Raw genomic sequence first — 25,172 nt, forward strand, 5'->3', positions numbered from 1 at the left:
CCGACCGGCTCAGCGATACGTGACGGCTTTGACCGCCTCTATGACCTCGCCGACATTGGGCAAAGCCAGCTTTTCGAGGTTCGCCGCATAAGGCATCGGCACGTCCTTGCCGGCGATCGTGATGACCGGCGCGTCGAGGAAATCGAAGGCGCGCTGCGAAACCTGGTTGGCGATGTGGTCGCCGACCGAGTTCTGCGGGAAACCTTCTTCCACCACGATCAGGCGGTTGGTCTTTTTCACGGAGGCAATGACGGTGTCGAGGTCGAGCGGGCGGATGGTCCGGAGATCGATGATCTCGGCATCGATGCCCATGCCGCGCAGTTCGGCTTCCGCCTTGATGGCATAGGTCATGCCGATGCCGAACGAGACGATGGTGACGTCCTTGCCCTGCTTGTGAATGCGCGCCTTGCCGATCGGCAGCACGAAATCATCGAGCTTCGGCACGTCGAAGGACTGGCCGTAGAGGATTTCGTTTTCAAGGAAGATGACCGGGTTCGGATCGCGGATCGCCGCCTTGAGCAGGCCCTTGGCGTCGGCAGCCGTGTACGGCATCACCACCTTCAGGCCGGGAATATGGCTGTACCAGGCGGCATAGCACTGCGAATGCTGGGCGCCGACGCGGGCGGCCGCACCGTTCGGTCCGCGGAACACGATCGGTGCGCCCATCTGGCCGCCCGACATATAGAGCGTCTTGGCCGCGGAGTTGATGATCTGGTCGATCGCCTGCATGGCGAAGTTGAAGGTCATGAACTCGACGATCGGCTTCAGGCCGGCCATCGCCGCACCGACGCCGACGCCGGCAAAGCCGTGCTCGGTGATCGGCGTGTCGACGACGCGGCGCGGCCCGAATTCCTGCAGCAGCCCTTGCGTGATCTTGTAGGCGCCCTGGTATTCCGCGACCTCCTCGCCCATGACGAAGACATCGCCGTCGCGGCGCATTTCTTCAGCCATGGCATCGCGGAGCGCTTCGCGCACCGTGGTCGAGACCATCTCGGTGCCGGCGGGAATATCCGGATCGGCCGCAGGTTTGGCCGCCGGAGCGGCGGGAACTGCCTTCGGAGCCTCGCCGGCATCCTGGGGAGCCGCTTTTGTACCTTCCTCGGCTGCATCGGTCCGCTGACCGCCAGCGGAAACGGCATCCTGGGTGGAGGCAGGCTTGCCGCTCTTTTCGACATCGCCTGCACTTTCACCGTCCTGCAGCAACACGGCGATCACCGCGTTGACCTTGACGCCTTCGGTGCCGGCGGGAACCACGATCTTGCCGATCGTGCCTTCATCGACGGCTTCGACTTCCATCGTCGCCTTGTCGGTTTCGATCTCGGCGATGACATCGCCGGCGACGACCTTGTCGCCCTCGTTCTTCAACCATTTGGAAAGATTGCCCTCTTCCATGGTCGGCGAGAGAGCGGGCATGAGAATTTCGATCGGCATGTCCTTGCCCTCCCGTTACAATACGATGTCGGTCCAGAGCTCGGACGGATCCGGCTCTGCGTCGTGCTGGGCAAATTCGGCGGCGTCGGCGACGATGTCGCGGACTTCCTTGTCGATGTTCTTGAGTTCGTCCTCGGTCGCCCACTTCTTGGCCGTCAGCCGCGCCTTGACCTGCTCGATCGGATCATGATCCGAGCGCATCTTCTGCACTTCTTCCTTGGAGCGGTATTTTGCGGGATCCGACATCGAGTGACCGCGATAGCGATAGGTCTGCATCTCGAGGATGATCGGACCGTTGCCGGCACGGCACCATTCGGTCGCCTGATCGCCGGCGGATTTGACCGCACGCACATCCATGCCGTCGACCTGAATGCCGGGAATCTTGAACGAGGCGCCGCGATGCGAAAAATTGGTTTCGGCCGACGAGCGCGACACCGAAGTGCCCATGGCGTAGCGGTTGTTCTCGATGATGTAGATCACCGGCAGCTTCCACAGCGAGGCCATGTTGAAGCTTTCATAGACCTGACCCTGGTTGGCAGCGCCATCGCCGAAATAAGTCAGCGACACATTGTTGTTGTCGCGGTAGCGGTTGGCGAAGGCGAGACCGGTGCCGAGCGAGACCTGCGCGCCGACAATGCCGTGGCCGCCGTAAAAATGCTTCTCCTTGGAGAACATGTGCATGGAGCCGCCCTTGCCCCTCGACAGGCCACCACGGCGTCCGGTCAGCTCTGCCATGACGCCCCGCGGTGACAGTTCCATCGCCAGCATGTGGCCATGGTCGCGATAGGCGGTGATCATCTGGTCGCCGTTGATCAGCGACATCTTCATGCCGGTGACGACCGCTTCCTGGCCGATATAGAGGTGGCAGAAGCCGCCGATGAAGCCCATGCCGTAGAGCTGGCCGGCCTTTTCCTCGAAGCGACGGATAAGCAGCATGTGCCGGTAGGCGGCAAGCTCCTCGTCCTTGGTGAAGTCGGCCGGCTTGGGGGCGGAAAGCCCCGTTGATTTGGCGGATGTCGATTTAACGGATTTGGCAGGCGCTTTTTTGGCGGCGGTGGCCATGCATCACTCCCTGTTGGCGTCTCTTCGCGGACACTAAAGCAGACCATGTCTGCTCCGGGGAGGATCAGCTCCTCCCCACCGATTGGAAGGAAGCTAACATTCGAGACCGCGTTTCGCCATGCAGAAAAACGCATGGCTGGCATGCGCCTAAACGCCCAGAATCATTAGAGATAACAGCGATTAACCGAAATTCGGTTATTTCGAATTGGCCGGCAGCATGATGGTGATTTCATCGGGCTGGGACAGATTGAGCGCCCGGCGTGCCTGCTCGTCGAGCATATCCTTTTCGAGCGTGCCCTCATGCATCAGCTGGACGCGCCGCTCCAGATCGATCCGGCGCGCCTTGATGGCATCGTACTTGGCCTGCAATTCGATGGTCTGCGCTTCGAGCTGATATTTGGAATTGATGCCGAACTCGCCATGATAGGCATGGAAGCCGAAATAGGCCAGGAACGCCACGCAAAGCGACGGGATGATCAGCCGGCCGGTGTTTCTCTGCTTGTGCTGGCGTGTCCACATGGTCGCAATCCTTTGACCGCCATTTGTCGCTCGATTGTGCTTAATGGACGGTTACGGACAGGTGCATTAGCCAGCGGCCGCAACGAAAAAGGGCGGGAAAATCCCGCCCTTCCATCGTTTTCGCCAGTTCGGCAGAATTTAGGCTTTGACCACCGACTTGCCAGCGTAGCGCGCCTGCTTGCCGAGCTCTTCCTCGATGCGGATCAGCTGGTTGTACTTGGCCATGCGATCCGAGCGCGACAGCGAACCGGTCTTGATCTGCCCGCAATTGGTGGCGACGGCGAGGTCGGCGATGGTCGAATCCTCGGTTTCGCCCGAACGGTGCGACATGACTGCGGTGTAGCCTGCCTTGTGCGCGGTCTCGACAGCGTCGAGCGTTTCGGTAAGCGAGCCGATCTGGTTGACCTTGACCAGGATCGAATTGGCGACACCCATGCGGATGCCGTCGCGCAGCCGCGCCGTGTTGGTGACGAAGAGGTCGTCGCCAACCAGCTGCGTCTTGTTGCCGATCAAATCGGTCAGGTACTTCCAGCCCTCCCAGTCGTCCTCGGCCAGGCCGTCCTCGATCGAGATGATCGGATAGTCGGCGGCGAGCTTGGCCAGGTACTTGGCCTGCGCCTTCGGATCGCGGGTCTTCTTCTCGCCCTCATAGACGTAATTGCCGTCCTTGAAGAATTCGGTCGCCGCACAGTCGAGACCGAGCGCGATCTCTTCGCCCGGCTTGAAGCCGGCCTTCTCGATTGATTCCATGATGAAATCGAGCGCCACCGGCGCACTCTTCAGATTGGGCGCGAAGCCGCCTTCGTCGCCGACATTGGTGTTGTGGCCGGCATCCTTGAGCTTCTTGCGCAGCGTGTGGAAGATTTCCGAGCCCCAGCGCACGCCTTCGCGCAGCGTCGGCGCGCCGACCGGCAGGATCATGAATTCCTGGAAATCGATCGGATTGTCGGCATGCGCGCCGCCGTTGATGATGTTCATCATGGGCACCGGCAGCAAATGCGCCTTGGTGCCGCCGACATAGCGGTAGAGTGGCAGGCCGGCGGCTTCCGCTGCTGCCTTGGCGACCGCCAGCGAAACGCCGAGAATGGCGTTGGCGCCGAGCCGGCTCTTGTTGGGCGTGCCGTCGAGCTCGATCATGGTCTGGTCGATGTGGATCTGGTTTTCGGCTTCCATGCCGCCGATCGCCTCGAACAGCTCGCCATTGACGGCCTCGACCGCCTTGAGCACGCCCTTGCCGAGATAGCGGGCGCCACCGTCGCGCAGTTCGACGGCCTCATGCGCGCCGGTCGACGCGCCCGACGGCACGGCGGCGCGGCCCATCGAGCCGTCTTCGAGAACGACGTCGACCTCGACGGTCGGATTTCCACGGCTGTCCAGGATTTCACGCCCGACAATGTCGATGATGGCGGTCATTGCGATGTCCCCGATTGATCGATTGAAAGCGTCGCGCCCCTCTTAGCCAAAGTGCCGCAAAAGGCAATCAGGAATGGCATGAAATAATAGTGACGATCGCCCCATGCGCTCAGGCCGTGGGGCATGGGCGACGCCATCTGAACGCAAACAGCCCGCCCTGACGTCATATGTCTGGCGCCGCATGGGGCGGGTGCCCCTCCCCTTTGATCGCGGCAATCCCTTATCACAAAATACCAGGCGGCACGCAAACTCCAGCAGATGCTTCAAAAGAGGCTACCGCCAACGTGACAAACTTCACAATGCAGAGAATTCGAAGATGTTAGGGTCACATCTACAACGCGAACTATTTGGCGACCACAGTGAAATCAACAAACTTGAACTCTTTGGGGAGGCGGCAATGGCAGCGATTTCAGGTACTGGCTGGGAACTTCTTATTAGTCGCCAAGTCGAGCATACGAGGGGCACCAGACGCAGGACAGTTGGTACCTATAAAGTCTTTCACAACGGCACGGCAGTAACGGGTCTATCGGGGTTCGTGTGTGAATCTCGCGGCCCAGGCGACAATTCCAAAGAAGACAATGGCAGGCGCATCGAGCCCGGCACCTATCCACTGGCGACGCAGGCCGGAGGCAAATATGTGACCATCGGCTACACTGGCGGCAAGACGCCACCCAAACCTGGACTCGAACTGCTGAAGACCAACAAGCGCACCGAAATCCTGATCCATCCGGGCGTCAATTTCCTGTCCAGCGTCGGGTGCATCAATCCGACGAAGAAGGTGAGCGGTCCGCTTTCCGACATGGATTTCACGGAGAGCCGGACACGCGTAATCGCCCTCATCGACGATCTGAAAACCTTTGCCGGCGGTGGCTTCCCGAAAAGCAACGGCAAGCGAATTCCCAATGCTTCGGTGGTCGTCGAAGGCGAACCGGTGCTCTCGACCGAGAGTGTCGAGAGCGTGCTCGAAGCCGTTGCGGGCGATCCGAACAAGGGTTTGCCAGCAGCGGTCTTCCAGAAATTCGCGCCGAGACCGGCAAGCGGTTCCAAGCGAACAATCTATGACGGTTACATCGGCGCCTTTACCTCCGACAAAGGCCTCAAGACACTTGGCGATCATGGCGTGTGCAACAACTATGATCGGCTGATGCATTTCTTCGCTCAAGCGGCGATGGAAACCGGTGGCTTCACCCTCATTCGCGAATCCCTGACCTACACGACCGTGGCGGCAATCCGGAACGCATGGAGGTCGCGAGCCGCGGGCAAGACGGATCAGTGGATCAAGGACAACCTGCTGCGCAAGCCGCAAGCCCTGGGCGACTGGGCCTATGGCGGCCGCATGGGCAATGTGAAGGGAACGTTGGACGGCTTCAATTTCCGCGGCGGCGGCACGTTCCAGACCACCGGGCGCGACGCGTACACGGCCAAGGGCAAGCTCGCCAAGGTTGACCTCGCCAATCATCCTGAACTGATCGAGGATCCGCAGACTTCGCTGCTCGCAGCTTGCGCCGAATGGAAAGGGTCAGGCTGCAATGCCTTTGCCGATGCCGGCCTGATCAAAAAGATCTCGCGCGCGATCAACGTCGGCAACGCCAATTCCGCCACGCAGGCCAATGGCGAAGCGGATCGGATCGCCTGGCACGAAAAGATTTTCAAGGCGGTGAAGAATGCCGGACTCCTCGGCTGAGCATGCCTCGGATCACGTTCGACAACACCACGTCATCATAATTCAGAGATAACAATCTCTGTGTCGACTAGGATGGTGATGCGCGGGGCGAAACAGGAGGAGTTTCGCCATGTCCGAGTTGAGCGGTATCGTGAGTTTGTTCCTGATCGCGGCGGCGTTCCTGACGTCCTGCGATACGCAGCAGCCGCCCAGGGCGGCGACGCAGCTGTCCACGCTTCATGCAGCAGAATAATTTAGAAACTGTCGGGTTGCACTGAAAAGGCCCCCGTTTCGGAATTCGGGGGCCTTTTCACGTCAGGCGTCAGCGCAGCTGATCAATGCCAATACGGCGTGACCTTGTAGTAATCATAGGAAGCGTCACGTGCGGCCTCGCCATCGGCGCCGGCCAGTTCATTGATCGAATAGGCGGGTGCTGCCTTCAGCTGCTCCTTCGAGAACGGCACGACATAGCCGCCCTTGTCCTCGTCATAGTCGAGGCTCGCCCACGGAATGGCGTGATACTTCTCGCCAATGCCGAGAAATCCACCGAACCCGATCACCGCGAACATGATGCCGTTCGACGTCTTGTCGAGCATGATGTCCTCGATGCTGCCGATGCTCGTGCCTTCGGTGTTGTAGACCGACGTGCCGATGACGCGCGAAGCGGCGATGGCTTCGGTGTGGCCTGTCTGGGTGGTCATGGCTGCTGCTCCTCATGTCGTTGATCGATACTTTGACAATGAGGTGCGCGGGCGAAAGTTCCCGTTTTTCGAGCGGCGGGCGGTTACTCCGCGAGGATGAACGTCACCTTCATGTTGACGCGATAGGCCGCAATCCTGCCGTCCTCGACGACGATCTTCTGGTCCTGGATCCAGGCGCCTTCGACGTTCTTCAGGGTCTTTGAGGCGCGCTCAATCCCCTTCTCGATGGCGTCCTGAAAGCTCTTTTTCGACGACGACGTGATTTCGGTGACGCGGGCGACGGACATGGCTTCCTCCTGCCAAGACGCTCATTTGCAGCAGCGAGCCTACAGCCGGCTTATGCCTTCCACAAGCAGGGCAGCGCGCGCGAGCGCCGTAGCCGAAACCATCAGCCTCGGTTTAGGTCAGCAGCATTCTTGGAAATGCGGTCGAATGCCATCAGTCTTTCGAGCAGCGCCGGCATGTCCTTCAGCGGCAGCATGTTGGGCCCGTCGGAGGAGGTCGAATTGTCGGGATCCTGGTGGGTCTCTATGAACACGCCGGCGACGCCGACGGCAACGGCAGCCCGCGCCAGCGTCTCGACAAAGCGGCGCTCACCACCGGAGGAACCGCCCTGCCCGCCCGGCTGCTGCACCGAATGGGTGGCGTCGAAAATCACCGGCGCGCCGATCTCGGCCATCACAGGCAAAGCCCGCATGTCCGACACCAGCGTGTTGTAGCCGAAAGACGCGCCGCGCTCGGTGGTCAGCACATTGAGGTTGCCCGAACCGGTGATCTTGGCCACCACGTTCTTCATATCCCAAGGCGCCAGGAACTGCCCCTTCTTGACGTTGATCACCTTGCCGGTCTTGGCGGCGGCGACCAGCATGTCGGTCTGGCGCGACAGGAAGGCCGGAATCTGCAGCACATCGACATGGGGTGCGACGATCGCGCACTGCTCCTCGGTGTGGACATCGGTCAGAATGGGAAGCGAAAACGCCTTGCGCAACTCGTCGAACACCGGAAGCGCCGCGTCCATGCCCGCGCCGCGCGTTGCCGACAGTGAGGTGCGGTTGGCCTTGTCGTAGCTGGTCTTGTAGACGAGGCCGATGCCGAGCTTGCCGGTCAGTTCCTTCAGCGCGCCGGCCATGTCGAAAGCGTGCTGGCGCGATTCGAACTGGCACGGGCCGGCGATCAACGCCAAGGGCCCGCTATTGTCGAAGACGACATTGCCGACGGTTACCGACGAATTCGGCGCCAGCGAATTGGGCCCTTGCGGCTTGCTCATGGGGTCTCCCGGAAGATGAAAGCCGCGCCCTGCCCGGATGCCGGCTGCACGACAATTTCGTTGCCCGCTATATCGTGCCGGACGGCGTTGTCTGCAAGCAGCCTCGCGACAGTGCCGGCACTGCGGGCCGAAAAGACGATCGCGGCGAAGCGAAGGTCCGTCGGCGCGCCAGCCGACATGCCGAAGCGCTCAGCGAAAGCCGCGGGCTCGAGAACGCTCAAACGCGCGTTCGCCAGGTCGAACGCCGTGCTGCTCCTCTGCCTCGAACCCGTCGCTGTCTCGATCAGGTGGCGCTTTTCGGATGGCACGCCGCTGACCGCGACGATTTCGGCAATGCCGGTCACGCCGTTGGCATGGGCCTGCAGTGCCGTACGGTCGATTTGAGGGGCGTTGATCCGCTCGCAAGCGAACAGAAAGGCGTCCGTCGTCTCGGCGCCGGCGGCGAAAGCCAGTTTGAACGAGGCCATGTCGCTCTTTCCGGCCGTGTCGGTGAAGTCGCGGGAAAAGCTCAGCACGTCTCCCGCCGACAGGCCGGCTTTGATAAAGCGCGCATGGTCCGCATCGGCATCGTCGGTGGCCAGCACCACGGCGGAAAAGCCCTCATCGCCCAGCCTGGCGCGATTGAGCCGGTCGCGCGCGACAAAGACATTGCCACCGGCAAATGCCTCGTCTGCAGCCTGTTCATTCCCGACCGCCAGCGGTTCGAGGTAGGTGCCGTCGGCGAAGAAGACGCAGCAATTTTCGGTGCCGAAAGGGTGGATGCCGGTTGGTGCGACGATGAAGCCAAGCGATGTCAGCCGCGCCCGCGCCACGGCGAGGCTCGCCGTCGGCAGCACCAGATGGTCAAGCGGATGGGTCGTGCTGGTCATGCCGGCGCGGTGTGCATCATTCCCGAAATTGGTTCAAGGCCTCTTGCCGGCCCGATCAGGCCGTCGCCACGATATCGGCCGAATAGCGCAATTCGCGCAAGGGTTTGACCCGGCTGGTCGTCTCGGCATAGAGCGGGTGCGCCTTGTATGCGGCAAGCGCGGCATCGTCCTCGAACTCGGCATAGACGACCACGTCGATCGCATCCGACAGCGGATCGACCTTGGTGTTGAGCGTCACCTCGAAGAGGCTTGAATGCGGGATCTTGCCCAGTGTGAGCAAGCCCGTGCGCACGGCCTCGACATCGTCCTTGCGCCGCGCGCTGAAGAAAACGATATGCCGGATCACGCCTGCCTCCACGTTCGATTTGCGGCATGTTTTGTGTGAGCGGGACCGTCGCGTCAACCGCCACGATGTCGCGCCCGGCAATGCCGGCAGGCGACTTTGCAGAGGCGCAAAAAGCTAGGCTTTGCCGGTGACGTAGCGCACGACGCGCGACATCTCCCTGACCGTCGTGTCGAGATAGCGGCCCTGATTGTAGAGGCCGTCCCAGATCAGGAAAAAGGCGATGGCGGTGATGACGATGACGTAACGCATGGCTGAAACTAACGTATGTGGCTGTTCGTAACCACAGCGATTTCACCGGCCTCACGGATTCTGGCCCCAGGCACGCCACCTGGGCCAGTGCCGGGCACGGCTTGCCTCTTGAAGTTCCCGTCGATGCGGTGGAAGATTGTGGCCAAAATTCACGCAGGCTACGGCGTTCGCGCCTGACGAATGAAAGTGGAGGATGTGGAGGCCGGCAGATCTTGCGCCGCCCCCGCGGAAGTCCAGGGGGGTGTGAGATGGCTGTCAGGGAATACAAAGGCATCGGCGACGCCATCAGGCTGGACGAACTCAATTTCGCCGAGATGGTCAAGGGCCTGCCGGCCAAGGCGCGCATGGTGCTGTCGGCGGCGATGAAATTGCCGCGCGGTTCGCTGAAGGTGAGGATGCCGGATGGCCGGGCGGTTCTTGTCGGCGGCAACGGACCCGGCCCGGATGCCGAACTGGTGTTGAAGAACTGGCGCCTGCCCGGCCGTGCCTTTTCCGGCGGCACCATCGGCGTTGCCGAATCCTACATGGACGGCGACTGGGAAAGCCCTGATGTAACCAGCTTCCTGGAACTGTTCGTCGTCAACTCGGCCGTTGGCGAACGCATTGCCGGCGGCGCCAGCTGGCTCATCAACACGGTCCAGCGCATCCGCCACTGGTTCAACGAAAACACCCGCACAGGCTCGAAGCGCAACATCTCGGCGCATTACGATCTCGGCAACGCCTTCTACAAGCAATGGCTCGATCCCAGCATGACCTATTCGTCGGCGCTCTATGCGACCGGCGCCAACGACCTGGAAAGCGCTCAGGCCGCCAAATACCGCGCGCTGGCCAAGGATACGGGCATCGGCAAGAAGGACCATGTGCTCGAGATCGGCTGCGGCTGGGGCGGTTTTGCCGAATTTGCCGCGCGCGAGATCGGCTGCCGCGTCACCGGCCTGACCATCAGCCGCGAACAGCACGATTTCGCCAAGGCGCGCATCCAGAAGGCGGGACTGTCTGACAAGGTCGACATCAAGCTGCAGGATTACCGAGACGAAACGGGCACTTACGACCGCATCGCCTCGATCGAGATGTTCGAGGCGGTCGGCGAAAAATATTGGCCGGTATTTTTCGGCAAGATGAAGGCATGCCTGAGGCCCGGCGGCACCGCCGGCCTGCAGATCATCACCATCAACGAGGCCGCCTACGACACCTATCGGGCGAGGCCGGATTTCATCCAGCGCTATGTCTTCCCAGGCGGCATGCTGCCGACGCCGTCGATCCTGAAGACGCTGGGCAGCGACCATGGCCTTGCCCATCTGCGCGAGCGCGTCTTTCCGGACGACTATGCCCGCACGCTTGCCGAATGGCGCAACCGCTTCTGGGCGTCGTGGGAAAAGATCGTCCCGCTCGGCTTCGACGACCGCTTCAAGAAGCTTTGGGAATTTTATCTCCACTATTGCGAAGCCGGCTTTAGAGCCAGCTACATCGACGTGCGCCAAGTGGTCTACAAAGCCTGATCCGAAGCGTGATTGAGCGGGCGTATGCCCGCTCGTTTTCCCTGTTAGCTGCACGTTGCCTCAAAGCAGGATGCGATACTTCGCAAACCCGGATTCGCCCTCGCCGGCCGGCTCGATCTTGAGCGATTTCACTCCCGATATAAAATCCTTCGCTTTGGGGCCGGTCTCGAACACGACGCTGGTGCCGGGCAGCGGCGTGAACGACCAATTGTCGTCGGCCGAGGGATTGATCGTGCCTTCGCTGACGACGTAGCGCACGATCACGTCGCGGTTGGTGTCCGGCGCCTCGTAGATGATCTTCGAGGCATTGATGTCGGGGAAATTGCCGCCACCGCCGGCGCGGTAATTGTTGGTGGCGACGACGAATTTCGCTGCCGGATCAATAGGCTTGCCGTCGAAGCTGAGGCCGACGATGCGGTTCGAGCCGGCATTGGCGACGCCACCCTTGGCATCGTATTTCGGCAGCTGCGACAGGTCTATTCCGTAGCTGACGCCATCGATCACATCGAAATTGTAGGACGGGAATTCGGTGTCGATGAGCGCCTGGTCGGCCTTGCCCGGCTCGATCTTCCTGAAAATGCCGGCCGACATTTCCAGCCATTCCTTCACTTGCGCGCCGGTGATTTCGACGGCGCGCACCGTGTTCGGATAGAGATAGAGGTCGGCGACGTTCTTGATGGCGATGTCGCCCACCGGCACGTCGGTATAGTAGTCGGCGCCGTTGCGCCCGCCGGCCTTGAAGGGTGCTGCCGCCGACAGCAGCGGCACATCCTTCCACTGCGTGCTCTTCAATATGTCCTTGAGGTACCAGCTCTGCGCCTGGTTGACGATCTGCACCGACGGATCGTCGGCGACCAGCGCGAAATAGGAATAGAGCGGCGCCGAGGTCTTGCCGACCGGTCGGCGGACATAGGCAAGTGTCGCCTCATGGTCCGCCTTCAGCGCATCGACGACGCGCTGGTCGTCCGCCACCGTCGGCTTGTTTGCCTTGTCGACGCGCTGGTAGATCGGCCTTGCCTCCGATGTGGCCGAGGCTACGCGCCATTTCGATCCGTCCCGTTCCAGAAGCAGATCGATCAGTCCCATATGCGAGCCCCAGAAACCGCCCATCACGGCGGGCTTGCCCTGCAGCGTGCCTTTCTCGGTGTCGACGCCATCGAGCGCCTGAAAATCCTTCTTGCCGGGGAAGACGAGATGCTGATGGCCGGTGAACACCGCATCGATGCCTTCGACGCCGGCGACGAAGAAGGAGGCGTTCTCCATGCCGTCGCCCTGCTTGATATCGATGCCGGAATGCGAGAGCGCGATGACGATGTCGGCGCCCTCCTCCTTGATCTGCGGCACCCATGCCCTGGCCGCCTCGACGATGTCGCGCGTCCTGACATTGCCTTCCAGGTTCTTCAGGTCCCAGACCATGATCTGCGGCGGCACAAAGCCGATGATGCCGATCTTGATCGGCTGCTCGGCGCCCGACCCGTCCTTGATCTTCTTGTCGAGGATGACATAGGGCTTGAGGTAGAGCTTGTCGTCGCGCGGTTTGGCGGCAAGCTCGGTGCCGCGGATCAGATTGGCGCAGACGAAGGGGAAATTGGCTCCGGCCAGCACCTTGTCGAGGAACGACAGGCCGTAATTGAACTCGTGATTGCCGAGCGTCGAGCATTCATAGCCCAGCAGGTTCATGCCCTTCATGATCGGATGCAGATCGCCTTCCTTGAGGCCCTTCTCATAGGCGATGTAATCGCCCATCGGATTGCCCTGCAAAAGATCGCCATTGTCGATCAGCATCGCATTGGTGGCTTCCTTGCGCACCGCCGCGATCAGTGAGGCCGTCCGTGACAGGCCCATCGTGTCGTTGGCTTTGTCGGCGTAGTAGTCGTAAGGCAGCACATTCACATGGATGTCGGTGGTCTCCATGATCCTCAGATGCGCCTGATTGGCCTGCGCGCGGGCGGAAAACGGATGGAGCATGATCAGCGCCCCGCTGGCGGCCGTACCGGCAAGAAAACTACGGCGGGAGACGGGGTAATTGAGATGCGGCATTGGTTTTCCTTCCCAGCGACGTGACAAGATCCCAGCCCCGGGCGGAAGCTTCGCGCCGAAAACCGGCCATGTCCATCGGGAAGTCAGTCGATCAGCAAAAGGTGACGGCTGGATGAATATCCTTGGCCGCGGTTGAGAACCTCAGCCCTTGTCATCGTCGCCCTGGGTGATCAGCCGCGCGCTGCGCTGGCCGGTGAAATAGATCCATAGCCAGCTAAGCGACACCGAGAGCCGGTTGCGGAAACCGATCAGGAAGTAGATATGCGCCACGCCCCACAGCCACCAGGCAAGCCATCCCGTGAGCTTGATCGAGCCGAAATCGATCGCGGCTGCCCACTTGCCGATCGTCGCCAGGTCGCCGGCATGTTTGTAGCGGAAAGGCCGCGGCGCGCCATCGCCGGCCAGCCGCGCCCTGATCGTCGCGGCGACATGCTTGCCCTCCTGCTTGGCCGAGGGCGCCACGCCGGGCACCGGTTTGCCGTCCGGCCGCAAGACATGCGCGGTGTCGCCGATGACGAAGATTTCAGGACTGTTCGGCACGGTCAGATCGGGCTCGACCATTACCCTGCCCGCCCGGTCCACCGGCGCGCCCAGCCACTCTCCCGCGGGTGAAGCCGCCACGCCGGCGGCCCACAGGATGGTTCGCGCCGGCAGATGCGTATCGCCAAAGACGACGCCTTCGGCATCGAGGCGCGTGACGGCGCGGCCAAGCTCGACCGTGACGCCCCGCCGCTCCAGCGCCTTGCGCGCATAGTCGGACAGCTTTGGCGCGAAATTGGCTAGGATCCTGTCTCCGGCCTCGACCAGCACCACACGCGCCTCACGCGTGTCGATGTTGCGGAATTCGCCGCGCAGCGTTTCATGCGCGAGTTCGACAATGGTGCCGGCAAGCTCCACGCCGGTCGGGCCGCCGCCGACGATGACCAGTGTCAGCAGTGCCTGGCGCTTGGCCGGATCGGTCTCGCGCTCGGCCTGCTCGAAGGCGAGCAGGATGCGCCGCCGAATGGTGGTTGCGTCTTCAAGCGTCTTCAGCCCGGGCGCGAAAGGCTCCCATTCGTCGTGGCCGAAATAAGCATGACGCGCGCCGGTGGCGAGCACCAGCGTGTCGTAGGGAACAGAACTGCCGTCCTCAAGCAGCACGCGTTTGCCTGGACGGTCGACGCCGGTGACGTTGCCGAGCAGGGTCGTCACGTCCTCGCGCTTGCGCAGCAGATGACGGATCGGCCAGGCAACTTCCGAGGTCGCCAGCGAGGTGGTCGCCACCTGGTAAAGCAGCGGCTGGAAAAGGTGATGGTTGCGCTTGTCGATCATGGTGATGCGCACGGGTGCGCCGGCCAGCGCCCGGGTGAGTTCGAGACCGCCGAACCCTGCGCCGACGACAACGACATGATGGCTGGTTTCACTCATCGCATTCACCCCTGTTTGTCTCTCTTTATCTAGTGATTTTTGTGCACCGCAACAATGTCGCGGCGCGCTAGACTGCCGCGCGTAAGGCTGCCCAGGACTCGTCGCCGGATGTCGCGAATGCCTATGTCGGCAAGCCTGGACGGGTATAGCCTTGCAGGGGCTGGAACCACGGGAGTGAAGCATGGCCAACGACGATGACAAAGATCGCAAAGGGCGGGCGCAATATTCTTCGCCGCCTTGCTTCATGCACGAATTCGATCCGGAATTTCGCGCGCCATTGACCGACTGGACCGATGTGCGCCGTTGGCGCAAGGCCGAGCGCGAGCGTCTGATCGCGGCACGGTTGGCGGTTTCCGCCGATGCGCGGGTGGCGATGTCGCGGGCTATCGCCGAAGGGCTCGACGCGACCATCGGCGACATTGCCGGCCGCATGGTCAGCCTCTATTGGCCGTTTCGCGGCGAGCCGGACCTGCGGCCGTGGATGGCGTCGATCAACGAACGCGGCGGCCGCACGGCGCTGCCCATCGTGATCGAGAAGGGCCAGCCGCTGATCTTCCGCGCTTATGTGCCTGGCGACCGGCTGGAAAAAGGCGTCTGGAACATCCCTATCCCCGCCGAAGGCGACCCGGTGCTGCCCGACATCGTCATCTCGCCGATCGTCGGCATCGACCCGCGAAACTACCGCCTGGGCTATGGCGGCGGCTTCTTCGACCGCACGCTGGCTGCCATGCCGTTCAAGCCATTGGTCATCGGCGTCGGCTACGAACTGCAGCGCATCCCCACCATCTACCCGCAGCCGCACGACATCCCGATGGACCAACTGGTGACCGAGGTATTAAAAGCCTAGCGTGATGAGATTCAGAGACCCTCCGTGTGATCGCACATATTCATAAATATCACGCTTAGAAAAGATCGCCGTTGGTGTCATTCCCAGGCAACTGAGGAATATCCGCCTTACCGGCATCTTTATACTCGGCCAACAAACGAATGCGGCGATACACACTGAACAGAATTTTCAGCAAGACAAGCGGATCTCCGGTGCGCGCGTGTAGCGCACCTGCAGACGGAAGCTCAATCAATCGGGCCATGTCATTGGCATTGTCGGCGATTATCTTCACCTCTTCAGCGGCTTTTCTAGTATCCACTTTATTTGATTTTACGCACAATTCCGTGCACTCCGCTACTCAGTTCCTAAGCCTCTCCGCTTCTTCTCCATCGCCGCGCGATCAACAATCGCGCAAGGCAAAGGACGAACTGATCTTCATCACGTGCGGCATAACAGACAGCCACTTCTTGTGGATGCGTTGATAGCCCACGAGGTGCTTCGCCGCGATGCGCAGGATGTAGTCGTATTCACCCGACATCAGGTGGCAGGACAGCACATTTGGGCAGCACTTTATCGCCGCATCGAGGCCGGTTGACCGCCGTGTAGCAACACAAATGTTACGTGACAAAAATCCGACGTGGTCGATAAATACTCTTTAAGGGAACCATGCTGCAGCGAACCGCTTCGACATGCGCTTCGGGCGGATCCAACAGTGTCGAGCCGCTCTTGAATTGGCTGCTTCGCAACGGGTGGCGAGATGATCGGACGAACCATAGCAATTACCCTCGCAATTGCGTTTTCCCTTTCGCCTTTGCATGCGCAACCACGGCATCGTTTGCCGAGCGGCTACAAATGGGGCCGCTGCCTGCTTGTTGTTGGCGGTCAGACCCGCATATCCGGAAGGTGCTCTTATCAAATCGAGCAGGGCGGCGATTTCAATATCCAGGGACCGAAGCAAGTTTTTGCAGGGATCGACTATCCTGATCCGCATAGTGGCGCTGGTGAAATGTCTAAAGATTACTGGGCGGATGTCTACAAGGACGGTGATGTCTGGGCGGGCTATGCAAACTCCGACATTCGCGCCACCCACGGTGATGAACGCTGGGAAGAACTTCGCCGCGAAGGCGCATGCTATATCGGGAAGGACGTCCGAGTATGTTTGTGGCGTTAAGCCAGTTCCGGCTTCATTCCCATGGCGGTCCGATCGACGATCTCGCGCAGGGCAAAGGATGAGTTGATCTTGGTCACATGCGGCATCGCCGACAGCCACTCCTTGTGGATGCGCTCATAGTCGACCAGATCCTTGGCGGCGATGCGCAGGATATAGTCGTATTCGCCCGACATCAGGTGGCACGACAGCACATTCGGGCAGCGCTTGATCGCCGCCTCGAAATCCGACAGCGTCTTTTCGAACTGTCCCGACAGCGATATGTGCACGATCGCCGTCATCTGGTGACCGAGCGCTGCATTCGAAAGCCGGGCGTGATAGCCGCGGATGGTGCCGGATTTCTCCAGATTGTCGAGCCGGCGCGAACAGGCCGACTGCGACAGGCCGACCCTTTCGGCGAGCGCCGCATTGGGTATGCGGCCATCCTTCTGCAGTGCCTCGAGAATGGCGATATCGATCCTGTCGAGCGGCATTTCTCGTGATTCCTGCGAAATTTCCTTGATTTCGCGCAACGATTATCGAAACGCGTGACCCCGCGCAAGCGCATTCGCAAACACCTGCGCAACGATTTGTGGTTCACTCGGTTGATACAGGGAACGAGCCCGAAGGGCCGGATCAGGAGAAGACTATGCGCGTCGGTTGCCCCAAGGAAATCAAGAACCACGAATACCGCGTCGGCCTGACGCCGGGCTCCGTCCGCGAATATGTCGCGCATGGTCATGAAGTGCTGGTCGAAAGCGGCGCCGGCGCCGGCATCGGCGCCGATGACAATGCCTACCGCGCCGCCGGCGCCACCATCGCCAAGACCGCCGCCGACGTGTTCGCCAAGTCCGACATGATCGTCAAGGTCAAGGAGCCGCAGCCCAACGAATGGGCGCAGCTGCGCGACGGCCAGATCCTCTACACCTATCTGCACCTGGCCCCGGATCCGGAGCAGACCAAGGGCCTGCTCGCGTCCGGCGTCACCGCAATCGCCTATGAGACCGTAACCGACGACCGCGGCGGCCTGCCGCTCTTGGCGCCGATGTCGGAAGTTGCCGGCCGCCTGTCGATCCAGGCCGGCGCGACCGCGCTGCAGAAGGCCAATGGTGGCCGCGGCGTGCTGCTCGGCGGCGTGCCCGGCGTGCTGCCCGGCAAGGTCACCGTGCTCGGCGGCGGCGTCGTCGGCCTGCATGCCGCCCGCATGGCGGTCGGCCTCGGCGCCGACGTCACCATCATCGACCGCTCGATCCCGCGCCTGCGCCAGCTGGACGACCTCTTTACCGGCCGCGTCCACACCCGCTACTCCACAGTCGAGGCGCTTGAGGAAGAATGCTTCTCGGCCGACATCGTCGTCGGCGCCGTGCTCATCCCGGGTGCTGCTGCACCCAAGCTGGTGACCCGCGAAATGCTGTCGGGCATGAAGAAGGGCTCGGTGCTGGTCGACGTCGCTATCGACCAGGGCGGCTGCTTCGAGACTTCGCACGCCACCACCCATGCCGAGCCGACCTATGAGGTCGACGGCGTGATCCATTACTGCGTCGCCAACATGCCGGGCGCCGTGCCGGTGACCTCGGCGCACGCGCTCAACAACGCGACGCTGCATTATGGCCTGCAGCTGGCCGACAAGGGCCTGAAGGCGCTGGTCGACGACCACCATTTGCGCAACGGCCTCAATGTCCACAGGGGCAAGATCACCAATCGCGCCGTGGCCGAAGCACTCGGCTATGAGCTGGTCGAACCGAAAGTGGTTCTGGCTGCCTGACCTGACCTGGCATTTTGCCTCCCTTACCCGCCGGTTGTACCGGCGGGTTTTTCTTGGCTACAAGACCGCAAAACGCCCGCTCCAGGGCAAGGTGCAGCCCCTCTCGACAGCGCTTTTGCCTGTCGATGTGACATTTTTGTCATTCCAATATTAACGAGCATCCTGTTAGAACACGGACGGGTTTGTTCTATGCTAAGGGGCTAAAATGTTTATTTCTGCTAAATCCGTTCTTCTCGGCGCCGTTTCGGCAATGGCTTTGATATCGGTAGCGCATGCCGCCGACGTTGTGCAGCCGGTGGAAGAACCTGCCGGTTTCAACTGGAGCGGCGCCTATGTCGGCATCGGCGGCGGCTTCGGCGCCACCGTGCACCGCATCAGCGTCGACCCGTTTCTCGACTTCAATGGCATCGGCGGCAACGGCGTGTTTGGCGAAGTGACCGCCGGCTACGACTACATGGTCTCTGAACGCTTCCTGCTCGGCGGCTTCATCGACGCCAACATCGGGAATATCGGTCCGTCGATCAGCCTTCCGGGCGCTGATATCGACCTGACGAACGCTTATGGCTTCGACGTCGGCTTGCGCGCCGGCTATCTCTTGAACCCCAGTACGCTCGGCTATGTGCTCGGCGGCTACACTTGGAACCATTTCAAGCTCGAGGGTTCGGGCTTTGCCGACGGTCTTGATTTCACGGAGAACCGTGGCGGCTATGTCGTCGGCGTTGGTATGGAAACCGTGCTGCGCGGCAACTGGACGATTAAGACCGAGTACCGCTACGCCAACTATGGCGACGACTCGGTGGCTGACCTCGGCATTATCGGCGGCCCGGGAACCTCTCTGGATGTCGAGCCGTCCAGCCACACCTTCCACATCGCGGCCAATTACCGCTTCGGCGCCCAGAATGGCGGCGGGGCCTCGTTTGCTGCTCCGACCTACAACTGGACCGGCTTCTATGTCGGCGGCGCGCTTGGCGCCGGCACCGTGGTGCATGACCTGACGCTCGCCAGCGCCCTCGAATTGGATGGCATCGGCGGCGAAGGCGTGTTCGGCGAGGCGAGCATCGGTTACGACCATGATTTCGGCGGCTGGGTCGCCGGCGTTCTGGTCGACGCCCGCTATTCCGGCATACGCTCGAAGCTGGACATTCCGGGTGGGTCGATCAAGGGCGATGCCGACTATGGCTTCGATGCCCTGGCCCGCATCGGCGCCAAGGTCAACGAATCGACGCTGGCCTATGTCCTCGGCGGTTACAGCTGGCAGCATTTCGACCTGCATGCCTCCTCGCCCGTTGGCGACATCGTCGACTGGGGATCGAGCGGCTTCTCGGTCGGTGGCGGCCTGGAAACGGCCGTTTCCAGCAACATGACGCTTGGTCTCGAATACCGCTATTCGCAGTATGAGAAAGAAGATTTCGGCTCGGGCGGCTTCCTCACCGACGAGCCTTCCTTCCAGACCGTTCGCGTCGGCGCGAAGTATAAATTCAACTAAACGCCGCACACACACACGGCGAAGGCCCGTCGGTCAATTCCGGCGGGCTTTTTCTTTGCGCAAAATTCCTGGCGCCGGAATTGAACAGGCTGGCGGACATCAAAAAAGCGGAGCCAAAGCCCCGCTTCCTCGGTCATCGAGATCCCCGCCGGCTCATCCGCGGTCGGCAATCCATCGACGCTGGTCTTTTACCGAGAGAATGCGACGGGAGTACGACAAGTCCCAACCGCCATCGGCGTGCGTCGCCATGCCGGCGAGGATCGCGATGCTGTGTGAAGTGCTTCACATCCGCAATTCGAAAAGCATGCGCAGACAGGGATGCCAACTTGACGGATCGAGCCGTCACACGGTTCCCAACTTCCCGCCAGACCACCGGCGGGCATCTTTTTGTCAGAAACGCTCGATGCGGCACTGATAACAATTGTTGCGCGCCGAGCGGACGTGGACATAGGCGATGTCAGCGCGCTCAAACAGCGTCTCTGCCCGCGCCGCAATGCCGCCAGTCGGAATGACGCCGCCGCTGCCATAGACGATGCGGTCATCCGCACCATAGCCGCGCACGATATAGTCGCTGCTCTCAAGCATCTCTGGAAGCGCTTCTGTCTCGGCTGCGCGTTCGCATTCCTGCGCATGCAGGAAGATCGGTCCTGTCTCGGCGTAAGGCTGCAACGCCGGAAACGGCCGATAGGCCATGATCAGATAGCCATCGCCTTCGGCGACGTTTCTCAGGCAATGCCGGCACGGCACCCCGTCGCCATCTGAAACCTTCCGCTCCGGCGTTTGCCCGTAGGCGTCCGGCCCGCCGCGCTGCAGCGCTCTCACATCTTCTGTCGGCAAGGCTTTGAACTGGACGGTCATGGCTAAATCTCCGGTGTGGTTGACCGGAAATTATGCCCCCGCCGAGGTGCTTCCCACCCGATTCCTGTCAACTGTCAGCAGCCCGGCCAGTCTCAGGCCGGACTGCTTCGGCATTGGGCAGGTCCCGCGCCGGCTCAGCGGATGAAATCGTCGAAGCGGCGCAGCATCACCCGGCGCCTGCGCCAGTTCTCGTCCTGGGTCCGCACGAGCAGGAATTCCTCGCCATGAACGGTCGGTTCGGCCTTCAGTCGGAGAAAGTCACGGCCGCATGACGCTGGCCGAGCGCTCGGCGAACGACAGCGGATGCACGGTCTCCTTCTTTTGCGCCACCGGCGCAAAACCGAGCTTCTGGTAGAGCGGCAAGGCAGCCGGATGGTCGAGCGTGCAGGTCTGCACCGTTACCCGTTTCGGCCCATACGACCATGCTGCGGCAATCGCCGCACCGAGGAACCAACGGCCGATGCCTTGCCCGGTCGCATGTTCCATCATGCCGAAATAGGCGAGCTCGACTTCCTCTGGCAAATGCGGCTTGAGGTCGAAGAAACCGGCCGGCGCGCCGTCGAGATAAAGCACCCTGATGTCGCGGTCCTCGCGGTGGATCCCGGCGGCAAGCTCGTCATCGTCCAGCCTCAGCACATTGACCCAATGCCATTTGCGCCCGACCCGATCCATCAGATAGCGATAGAAATGCAGCGGAATGTCCTTGGTCCTGAGCAGCGCGATCTGCCTGTTGTAGGGCAAGGGCGGCGAATAGGCCGGCGGCACATGCATTTCCAGAAACGTGACCGTGACCTCGATGTCGTCCAGCGCGCCATTTTCCATCGCCATCATTCCTTGCCCGTCACCACGGGCGTGTCTGCCAGCCCGCCCCATTCCGTCCATGAGCCGTCGTAGAGCCGGTTGTCGGTGTGGCCGAGCGTCTCCAGCGCCAGAGTGACGACAGCCGCCGTGATGCCGGAACCGCAAGAGGTGACGACCGGTTTCGACAGATCGATACCGGCATCCTCAACGGCCTTGCGCAACTGGTCCTTCGACAACAGCGCGCCATCCTGTGACAGCGCCGAATAAGGCAAATTGTGCGCGCCGGGCATGTGGCCGGAGCGAACACCCGCGCGGGGCTCTGGCTCGGCGCCGGTGAAGCGGCCCGCGCCTCGGGCGTCCGCAATCTGGCTCTCGCCAGTCTCGACGATGCGGCGCATGTCGGCAAGGCTGGCGACGCGAGCGGCATCGAAATCGGCATGAAACACATTCGGCGCGATCTTGGTCGGCTCCGCCGTCACCGGCCGGCCCGCCGCCTTCCAGCGGTCGAAGCCGCCGTCGAGCACATAGACCTGGAACACGCCCATGACGCGGAACATCCACCAGGCGCGCGGCGCCGAGAAGAAACCCGGACCGTCATAGACGACAATGGTGTCGTCGGCCGAAATTCCCATGGCGCCTACATATTGCGCGAAATGCTGTGGCGAGGGCAGCGTGTGCGGCAGCTTGGCATCAGGATCGGAGGCCGCATCATGATCGAAGAATCGCGCACCCGGAATATGCGCAGCCTCATACTCGGCGCGCGCATCGCGCTTCTGCGCCGGCAGATACCAGGATGCATCGACGATCGTCAGGCCGGGCTCGCCAAGACGGCTCTGCAACCAGTCCGCATCGACGGTGAAAGGGCTGTCATCGGCCATTGTTCTTCTCCTGCTCCGCCTTGGCGAAGCATTGCTTCCTGTTGACCATGATCTTCCCCGAAAACCCGCTTCCACTTTTCGGGATCATGGTTCGTTCAAGCTACCGGCATTGGTCCGAAGCGAATGCGAAAACGCCGGTTTTCGCGGCCCTTCTTCTCGATCTTGCCGATGTGGATTTCACCGACTTCGCCGGTGCTTTTGACATGGGTGCCGCCGCAGGGCTGGCTGTCGATCGAAGCGTTGTCGCCGATGCAGACCAGGCGGATCTTGCCGGTGCCGGCGGGCGGCCGGACAGTCTTGGATTTCACCAGGCCAGGATTGGCTGCCAGTTCCTCGTCGGTGATCAGCCTGACGAAGATCGGATGATCGGCCCGCACCAGCTCCATCAGCCCGGCGGTGACGTCTTCCCTGGTGAAGCCGGCATCGGGAGCGTCGAAGTCGACGCGGCTGTCATCTTCGGAAACCGCAGCACCGGTAATCGGAAACGGACAGACGACGGTGAGCAAATGGCAAGCTGCGTGCATGCGCATCAGGAGATGCCGCCGCTCCCAGTCGATGGCGAGTTTCACCTGCTCGCCGACCTCGGGTGCCGGCTGCTCCGGCGCCGGCACATGGATGATCTCGTCCTTGGTCTCGCCGGTGATGGTGGCGGCAATGGCGATGCGGGTGCCGTCGGCGCGCTCTAATGTGCCGGTATCGCCAGGCTGGCCGCCCGATGTGGCATAGAAGATGGTCCGGTCGAGAATGATGCCGCCGCGCTCGTTGATGGCGACAACGGTGGCGTCGGCCGCTCTGAGATAGGCGTCGTCGCGAAACAGCGCTTCTGTTCTGTGCGCCATCAGGCGACCTTCTCATACGGCACCGGAATTGTGCTGCGCTCATCCATCCAGCCCGGCACCGGCAGGTTCTTCTCGCGCAGGAATTCCGGGTTGAACAGCTTCGACTGGTAGCGCGTGCCATAGTCGGCAAGTATGGTCACGATGGTGTGGCCGGGGCCAAGCTCGCGCGCCATCCGTATAGCGCCGGCAATGTTGATGCCGGTCGAACCGCCGACGCACAGGCCTTCTTCCTGGATCAGGTCGAAGACGATCGGCAGCGCCTCTTCGTCCGGCACCTGGAACGAGAAGTCCGGCGTGAACCCATCGAGATTTGCCGTGATGCGCCCCTGCCCTATCCCTTCGGTGATCGAGCTGCCGTCGGACTTCAATTCGCCACTGGTGTAGAAGGAATAGAGCGCCGCACCCAGCGGATCGGCGAGCGCGATCTTGACGTTGCTGCTCTTGGCCTTCAGCCCGAAGGCGACGCCGGCCAGCGTTCCGCCCGAACCCACCGCCGAGACGAAACCGTCGACCTTGCCGCCGGTCTGCATCCAGATTTCTTCCGCCGTGGTGCGGATATGGCCGTCGCGATTGGCAACGTTGTCGAACTGGTTGGCCCAGATCGCGCCGTTCGGCTCCGACCTCGCCATCTGCTCGGCCAACCGCCCCGACAGTTTCACGTAATTGTTGGGGTTCTTGTAAGGCACCGCCGGCACTTCGATCAGCTCGGCACCAAGCAGCTTGATCGTGTCCTTCTTTTCCTGGCTCTGGGTGTCGGGAATAACGATCACTGTGCGATAGCCCAGCGCCTTGGCAACCAGCGTCAGGCCAATGCCGGTATTGCCTGCCGTGCCTTCGACGATGACCCCGCCCGGCTTCAACAGCCCGCGCTGTTCGGCGTCGCGGATGATGAACAGGCCGGCGCGATCCTTGACCGACTGGCCGGGGTTCATGAACTCGGCCTTGCCCAGGATCTCGCAGCCGGTCTGCTCCGAGGCCTTGTTGAGGCGGATCAGGGGCGTGTTGCCGATCGCTTCGATCACAGAACGGGGCATCCGGGATTCCTTATGTAGCTGCGGCGAGACCCTAGAAACCCGAAGCTTGCGTTTCAAGGCAAGAATTCGCCTGGTCCAGTCGCATTTCGGGCACTGCAATCTCCCGCGGCCGGACAACGCGCGATGACGATCATTTCAACCAGTACGGAAAAGCGCTCTTTTCATTCGATTTTTTCACCGCTAGAGCACTAATGACAGATCGGCAGGGCGCAGAATGACACTTTACCGGGCCAACCCGAAGCACGGCGTCGCCTGGATAACCGGCGGCAGCAGCGGCATCGGCCGTGCGCTGGCCAAGGACCTCGCGGCAAAGGGCTTTGTCGTCGCGGTCACCGCACTCGACGGCGACCCACTCGACGCGCTCATCGTCGAGACGGCGCAGATGCCGGGACGTGTCGTCGCCTACCCTTGCGACGTCACCGATGAGCCGCGCATGGCAAGCACGGTGGCGGCGATTGAAAAGGAGCTCGGGCCGATCGTGCTCGCCGTCTTCAACGCCGGCAACTACATCGCCACGCCCGGCGAAGACCTCAGGGTCCGCGACTTTCGCCAGACCTTCGAGGTCAACTATTTCGGTATCATCAATGGCCTCGTCCCGCTCATGGAGCGCATGCGCATCCGTGCGCGCGGCCATATTGTGCTTGTCGGATCGGTTACCGCCTATTTCGGCTGGCCGACCACGGCGGCCTATGGCGGCTCGAAGGCGGCGATCAACATCTTGGCCGAGTCGCTGAAATACGATTTCGACAAGATGAATGTCCGGATCCAGGTGATGAATCCGGGCTTCATCGACACGCCGCTGACCGAAAAGAACATGCTGCCGATGCCGGGACTGATGCCGGTCAACCGCGCCTCGCGCCGCATGCTGCGCGGCATCGAGCATGGCGGCTTCGAGGTTACCTTCCCTCACCGGCTGAGCTGGGGGCTGAAGGTGCTGGCACTGCTGCCAAGGCCAGTCTGCCGGTGGTTCATCAGCACGGCGACCCGCTGGACAGGGCGGCCGCTGAATTTCGACCGCAAGCCGCCGAACCAATAGCTGTCCACAGTCCGGCTGTTGCCTGACTGCACCGGC

The 25,172-nt window shown here is 61.7% G+C and carries 27 protein-coding genes and 2 pseudogenes; 8 read left to right on the forward strand and 21 right to left on the reverse strand.

The window, feature by feature from the left end:
* Positions 1-9: 9 nt before the first annotated feature.
* From X728_RS146605 to eno, 4 genes are all read right to left on the reverse strand, one after another.
* Positions 10-1,431 carry a pyruvate dehydrogenase complex E1 component subunit beta gene (locus X728_RS146605; protein ID WP_023682558.1) on the reverse strand — a complete coding sequence of 474 codons (1,422 nt, stop codon included), beginning with the start codon at positions 1,429-1,431 and terminating at the stop codon, positions 10-12.
* Between the two features lie 15 nt (positions 1,432-1,446).
* Positions 1,447-2,493: a pyruvate dehydrogenase (acetyl-transferring) E1 component subunit alpha gene (gene pdhA, locus X728_RS146600; protein WP_023682559.1), complete on the reverse strand. Its 1,047-nt coding sequence runs from the start codon at positions 2,491-2,493 to the stop codon at positions 1,447-1,449.
* Between the two features lie 195 nt (positions 2,494-2,688).
* On the reverse strand, positions 2,689-3,012 hold the full coding sequence (locus X728_RS146595; RefSeq protein ID WP_023682560.1) for a septum formation initiator family protein: 324 nt from the start codon (positions 3,010-3,012) through the stop codon (positions 2,689-2,691).
* 138 nt (positions 3,013-3,150) lie between these two features.
* Entirely contained in the window at positions 3,151-4,425 is a 1,275-nt protein-coding gene (eno, locus tag X728_RS146590; RefSeq protein ID WP_023682561.1) for a phosphopyruvate hydratase, read from the reverse strand.
* Between the two features lie 103 nt (positions 4,426-4,528).
* Between eno and X728_RS1000000171070 the strand changes: the two genes are divergently transcribed.
* Positions 4,529-6,109, forward strand: a complete 1,581-nt coding sequence (locus X728_RS1000000171070; RefSeq protein WP_196815092.1) for a hypothetical protein — start codon at positions 4,529-4,531, stop codon at positions 6,107-6,109.
* A 109-nt stretch (positions 6,110-6,218) separates the two neighbouring features.
* Positions 6,219-6,341, forward strand: coding sequence for a hypothetical protein (locus tag X728_RS1000000172085; protein ID WP_023682563.1), 123 nt, complete (start codon positions 6,219-6,221; stop codon positions 6,339-6,341).
* Between the two features lie 82 nt (positions 6,342-6,423).
* On the opposite strand, the gene X728_RS146585 is transcribed toward X728_RS1000000172085, so the two are convergent.
* From X728_RS146585 to X728_RS1000000172090, 6 genes are all read right to left on the reverse strand, one after another.
* Positions 6,424-6,789 (reverse strand): PRC-barrel domain-containing protein, encoded by a 366-nt coding sequence (locus X728_RS146585; protein ID WP_023668909.1) that lies wholly within the window; start codon positions 6,787-6,789, stop codon positions 6,424-6,426.
* Between the two features lie 83 nt (positions 6,790-6,872).
* On the reverse strand, positions 6,873-7,076 hold the full coding sequence (locus tag X728_RS146580) for a dodecin family protein (RefSeq protein ID WP_023668908.1): 204 nt from the start codon (positions 7,074-7,076) through the stop codon (positions 6,873-6,875).
* A 101-nt stretch (positions 7,077-7,177) separates the two neighbouring features.
* On the reverse strand, positions 7,178-8,056 hold the full coding sequence (gene kdsA, locus X728_RS146575) for a 3-deoxy-8-phosphooctulonate synthase (RefSeq protein WP_031195684.1): 879 nt from the start codon (positions 8,054-8,056) through the stop codon (positions 7,178-7,180).
* The gene (locus X728_RS146570) at positions 8,053-8,925 is read right to left on the reverse strand and encodes a VOC family protein (RefSeq protein ID WP_023832205.1); all 873 of its coding nucleotides are present in this window, start codon (positions 8,923-8,925) and stop codon (positions 8,053-8,055) included. Before X728_RS146570 ends, kdsA begins: the two co-directional genes overlap by 4 nt.
* 55 nt (positions 8,926-8,980) lie before the next feature.
* Positions 8,981-9,271 carry a Dabb family protein gene (locus tag X728_RS146565; RefSeq protein WP_023696086.1) on the reverse strand — a complete coding sequence of 97 codons (291 nt, stop codon included), beginning with the start codon at positions 9,269-9,271 and terminating at the stop codon, positions 8,981-8,983.
* A 114-nt stretch (positions 9,272-9,385) separates the two neighbouring features.
* Positions 9,386-9,520 (reverse strand): hypothetical protein, encoded by a 135-nt coding sequence (locus X728_RS1000000172090; RefSeq protein ID WP_023668905.1) that lies wholly within the window; start codon positions 9,518-9,520, stop codon positions 9,386-9,388.
* Between the two features lie 248 nt (positions 9,521-9,768).
* Between X728_RS1000000172090 and X728_RS146560 the strand changes: the two genes are divergently transcribed.
* Positions 9,769-11,019, forward strand: a complete 1,251-nt coding sequence (locus tag X728_RS146560; protein ID WP_023743028.1) for a cyclopropane-fatty-acyl-phospholipid synthase family protein — start codon at positions 9,769-9,771, stop codon at positions 11,017-11,019.
* Positions 11,020-11,079: 60 nt separating this feature from the next.
* Here the strand turns inward: X728_RS146560 and X728_RS146555 are convergent, their stop codons facing one another.
* Complete coding sequence (locus X728_RS146555; protein ID WP_023832206.1) at positions 11,080-13,059, reverse strand: bifunctional 2',3'-cyclic-nucleotide 2'-phosphodiesterase/3'-nucleotidase; 1,980 nt, start codon at positions 13,057-13,059, stop codon at positions 11,080-11,082.
* 141 nt (positions 13,060-13,200) lie between these two features.
* Complete coding sequence (locus tag X728_RS146550) at positions 13,201-14,466, reverse strand: NAD(P)/FAD-dependent oxidoreductase (protein WP_023668902.1); 1,266 nt, start codon at positions 14,464-14,466, stop codon at positions 13,201-13,203.
* A 181-nt stretch (positions 14,467-14,647) separates the two neighbouring features.
* On the opposite strand from X728_RS146550, the gene X728_RS146545 reads away from it, so the two are divergent.
* Positions 14,648-15,313: a 5-formyltetrahydrofolate cyclo-ligase gene (locus tag X728_RS146545; RefSeq protein ID WP_023832207.1), complete on the forward strand. Its 666-nt coding sequence runs from the start codon at positions 14,648-14,650 to the stop codon at positions 15,311-15,313.
* A gap of 55 nt (positions 15,314-15,368) precedes the next feature.
* Here X728_RS146545 and X728_RS146540 read toward each other — a convergent pair whose 3' ends face one another.
* Together X728_RS146540 and X728_RS01000000166945 are read right to left on the reverse strand one after the other, a co-directional pair.
* Positions 15,369-15,632: a hypothetical protein gene (locus X728_RS146540; RefSeq protein ID WP_155923997.1), complete on the reverse strand. Its 264-nt coding sequence runs from the start codon at positions 15,630-15,632 to the stop codon at positions 15,369-15,371.
* Between the two features lie 60 nt (positions 15,633-15,692).
* A pseudogene (locus tag X728_RS01000000166945) lies at positions 15,693-15,875 on the reverse strand (Lrp/AsnC ligand binding domain-containing protein); the annotation flags it as partial.
* A gap of 174 nt (positions 15,876-16,049) precedes the next feature.
* Between X728_RS01000000166945 and X728_RS1000000170415 the strand changes: the two are divergent.
* Positions 16,050-16,463: a hypothetical protein gene (locus tag X728_RS1000000170415; protein ID WP_155922397.1), complete on the forward strand. Its 414-nt coding sequence runs from the start codon at positions 16,050-16,052 to the stop codon at positions 16,461-16,463.
* Here the strand turns inward: X728_RS1000000170415 and X728_RS146535 are convergent.
* Positions 16,460-16,933 carry an Lrp/AsnC family transcriptional regulator gene (locus X728_RS146535; RefSeq protein WP_023668897.1) on the reverse strand — a complete coding sequence of 158 codons (474 nt, stop codon included), beginning with the start codon at positions 16,931-16,933 and terminating at the stop codon, positions 16,460-16,462. The two genes, X728_RS1000000170415 and X728_RS146535, sit on opposite strands and share 4 nt — an antisense overlap.
* A 155-nt stretch (positions 16,934-17,088) precedes the next feature.
* Here X728_RS146535 and ald point away from each other — a divergent pair, with 155 nt between their 5' ends.
* Positions 17,089-18,204, forward strand: coding sequence for an alanine dehydrogenase (ald, locus tag X728_RS146530; RefSeq protein WP_023832208.1), 1,116 nt, complete (start codon positions 17,089-17,091; stop codon positions 18,202-18,204).
* Between the two features lie 205 nt (positions 18,205-18,409).
* Positions 18,410-19,690, forward strand: a complete 1,281-nt coding sequence (locus X728_RS146525) for an outer membrane beta-barrel protein (RefSeq protein ID WP_031195686.1) — start codon at positions 18,410-18,412, stop codon at positions 19,688-19,690.
* Between the two features lie 390 nt (positions 19,691-20,080).
* Here the strand turns inward: X728_RS146525 and X728_RS146520 are convergent, their stop codons facing one another.
* The 6 genes and pseudogenes from X728_RS146520 to X728_RS146500 all read right to left on the reverse strand — a co-directional run bounded on the left by X728_RS146520 (position 20,081) and on the right by X728_RS146500 (position 24,100).
* Positions 20,081-20,548 carry a DUF1203 domain-containing protein gene (locus X728_RS146520; protein WP_023736671.1) on the reverse strand — a complete coding sequence of 156 codons (468 nt, stop codon included), beginning with the start codon at positions 20,546-20,548 and terminating at the stop codon, positions 20,081-20,083.
* A gap of 134 nt (positions 20,549-20,682) precedes the next feature.
* Positions 20,683-20,775, reverse strand: a pseudogene (locus tag X728_RS1000000171690) (OmpA family protein); the annotation flags it as partial.
* A 31-nt stretch (positions 20,776-20,806) separates the two neighbouring features.
* Entirely contained in the window at positions 20,807-21,370 is a 564-nt protein-coding gene (locus X728_RS146515; RefSeq protein WP_023682574.1) for a GNAT family N-acetyltransferase, read from the reverse strand.
* A gap of 5 nt (positions 21,371-21,375) precedes the next feature.
* Positions 21,376-22,227 (reverse strand): 3-mercaptopyruvate sulfurtransferase, encoded by an 852-nt coding sequence (sseA, locus tag X728_RS146510; RefSeq protein ID WP_023691267.1) that lies wholly within the window; start codon positions 22,225-22,227, stop codon positions 21,376-21,378.
* Positions 22,228-22,322: 95 nt separating this feature from the next.
* On the reverse strand, positions 22,323-23,066 hold the full coding sequence (locus X728_RS146505; RefSeq protein ID WP_023832210.1) for an alanyl-tRNA editing protein: 744 nt from the start codon (positions 23,064-23,066) through the stop codon (positions 22,323-22,325).
* Entirely contained in the window at positions 23,066-24,100 is a 1,035-nt protein-coding gene (locus X728_RS146500) for a cysteine synthase A (RefSeq protein WP_023830002.1), read from the reverse strand. Before X728_RS146500 ends, X728_RS146505 begins: the two co-directional genes overlap by 1 nt.
* 214 nt (positions 24,101-24,314) lie before the next feature.
* Here X728_RS146500 and X728_RS146495 point away from each other — a divergent pair, with 214 nt between their 5' ends.
* Entirely contained in the window at positions 24,315-25,136 is an 822-nt protein-coding gene (locus X728_RS146495) for an SDR family oxidoreductase (RefSeq protein WP_023698793.1), read from the forward strand.
* Positions 25,137-25,172 lie beyond the last annotated feature (36 nt).

Origin of the sequence: Mesorhizobium sp. L103C119B0 (genome assembly GCF_000502235.1) — a bacterium.
Lineage (GTDB): Bacteria > Pseudomonadota > Alphaproteobacteria > Rhizobiales > Rhizobiaceae > Mesorhizobium.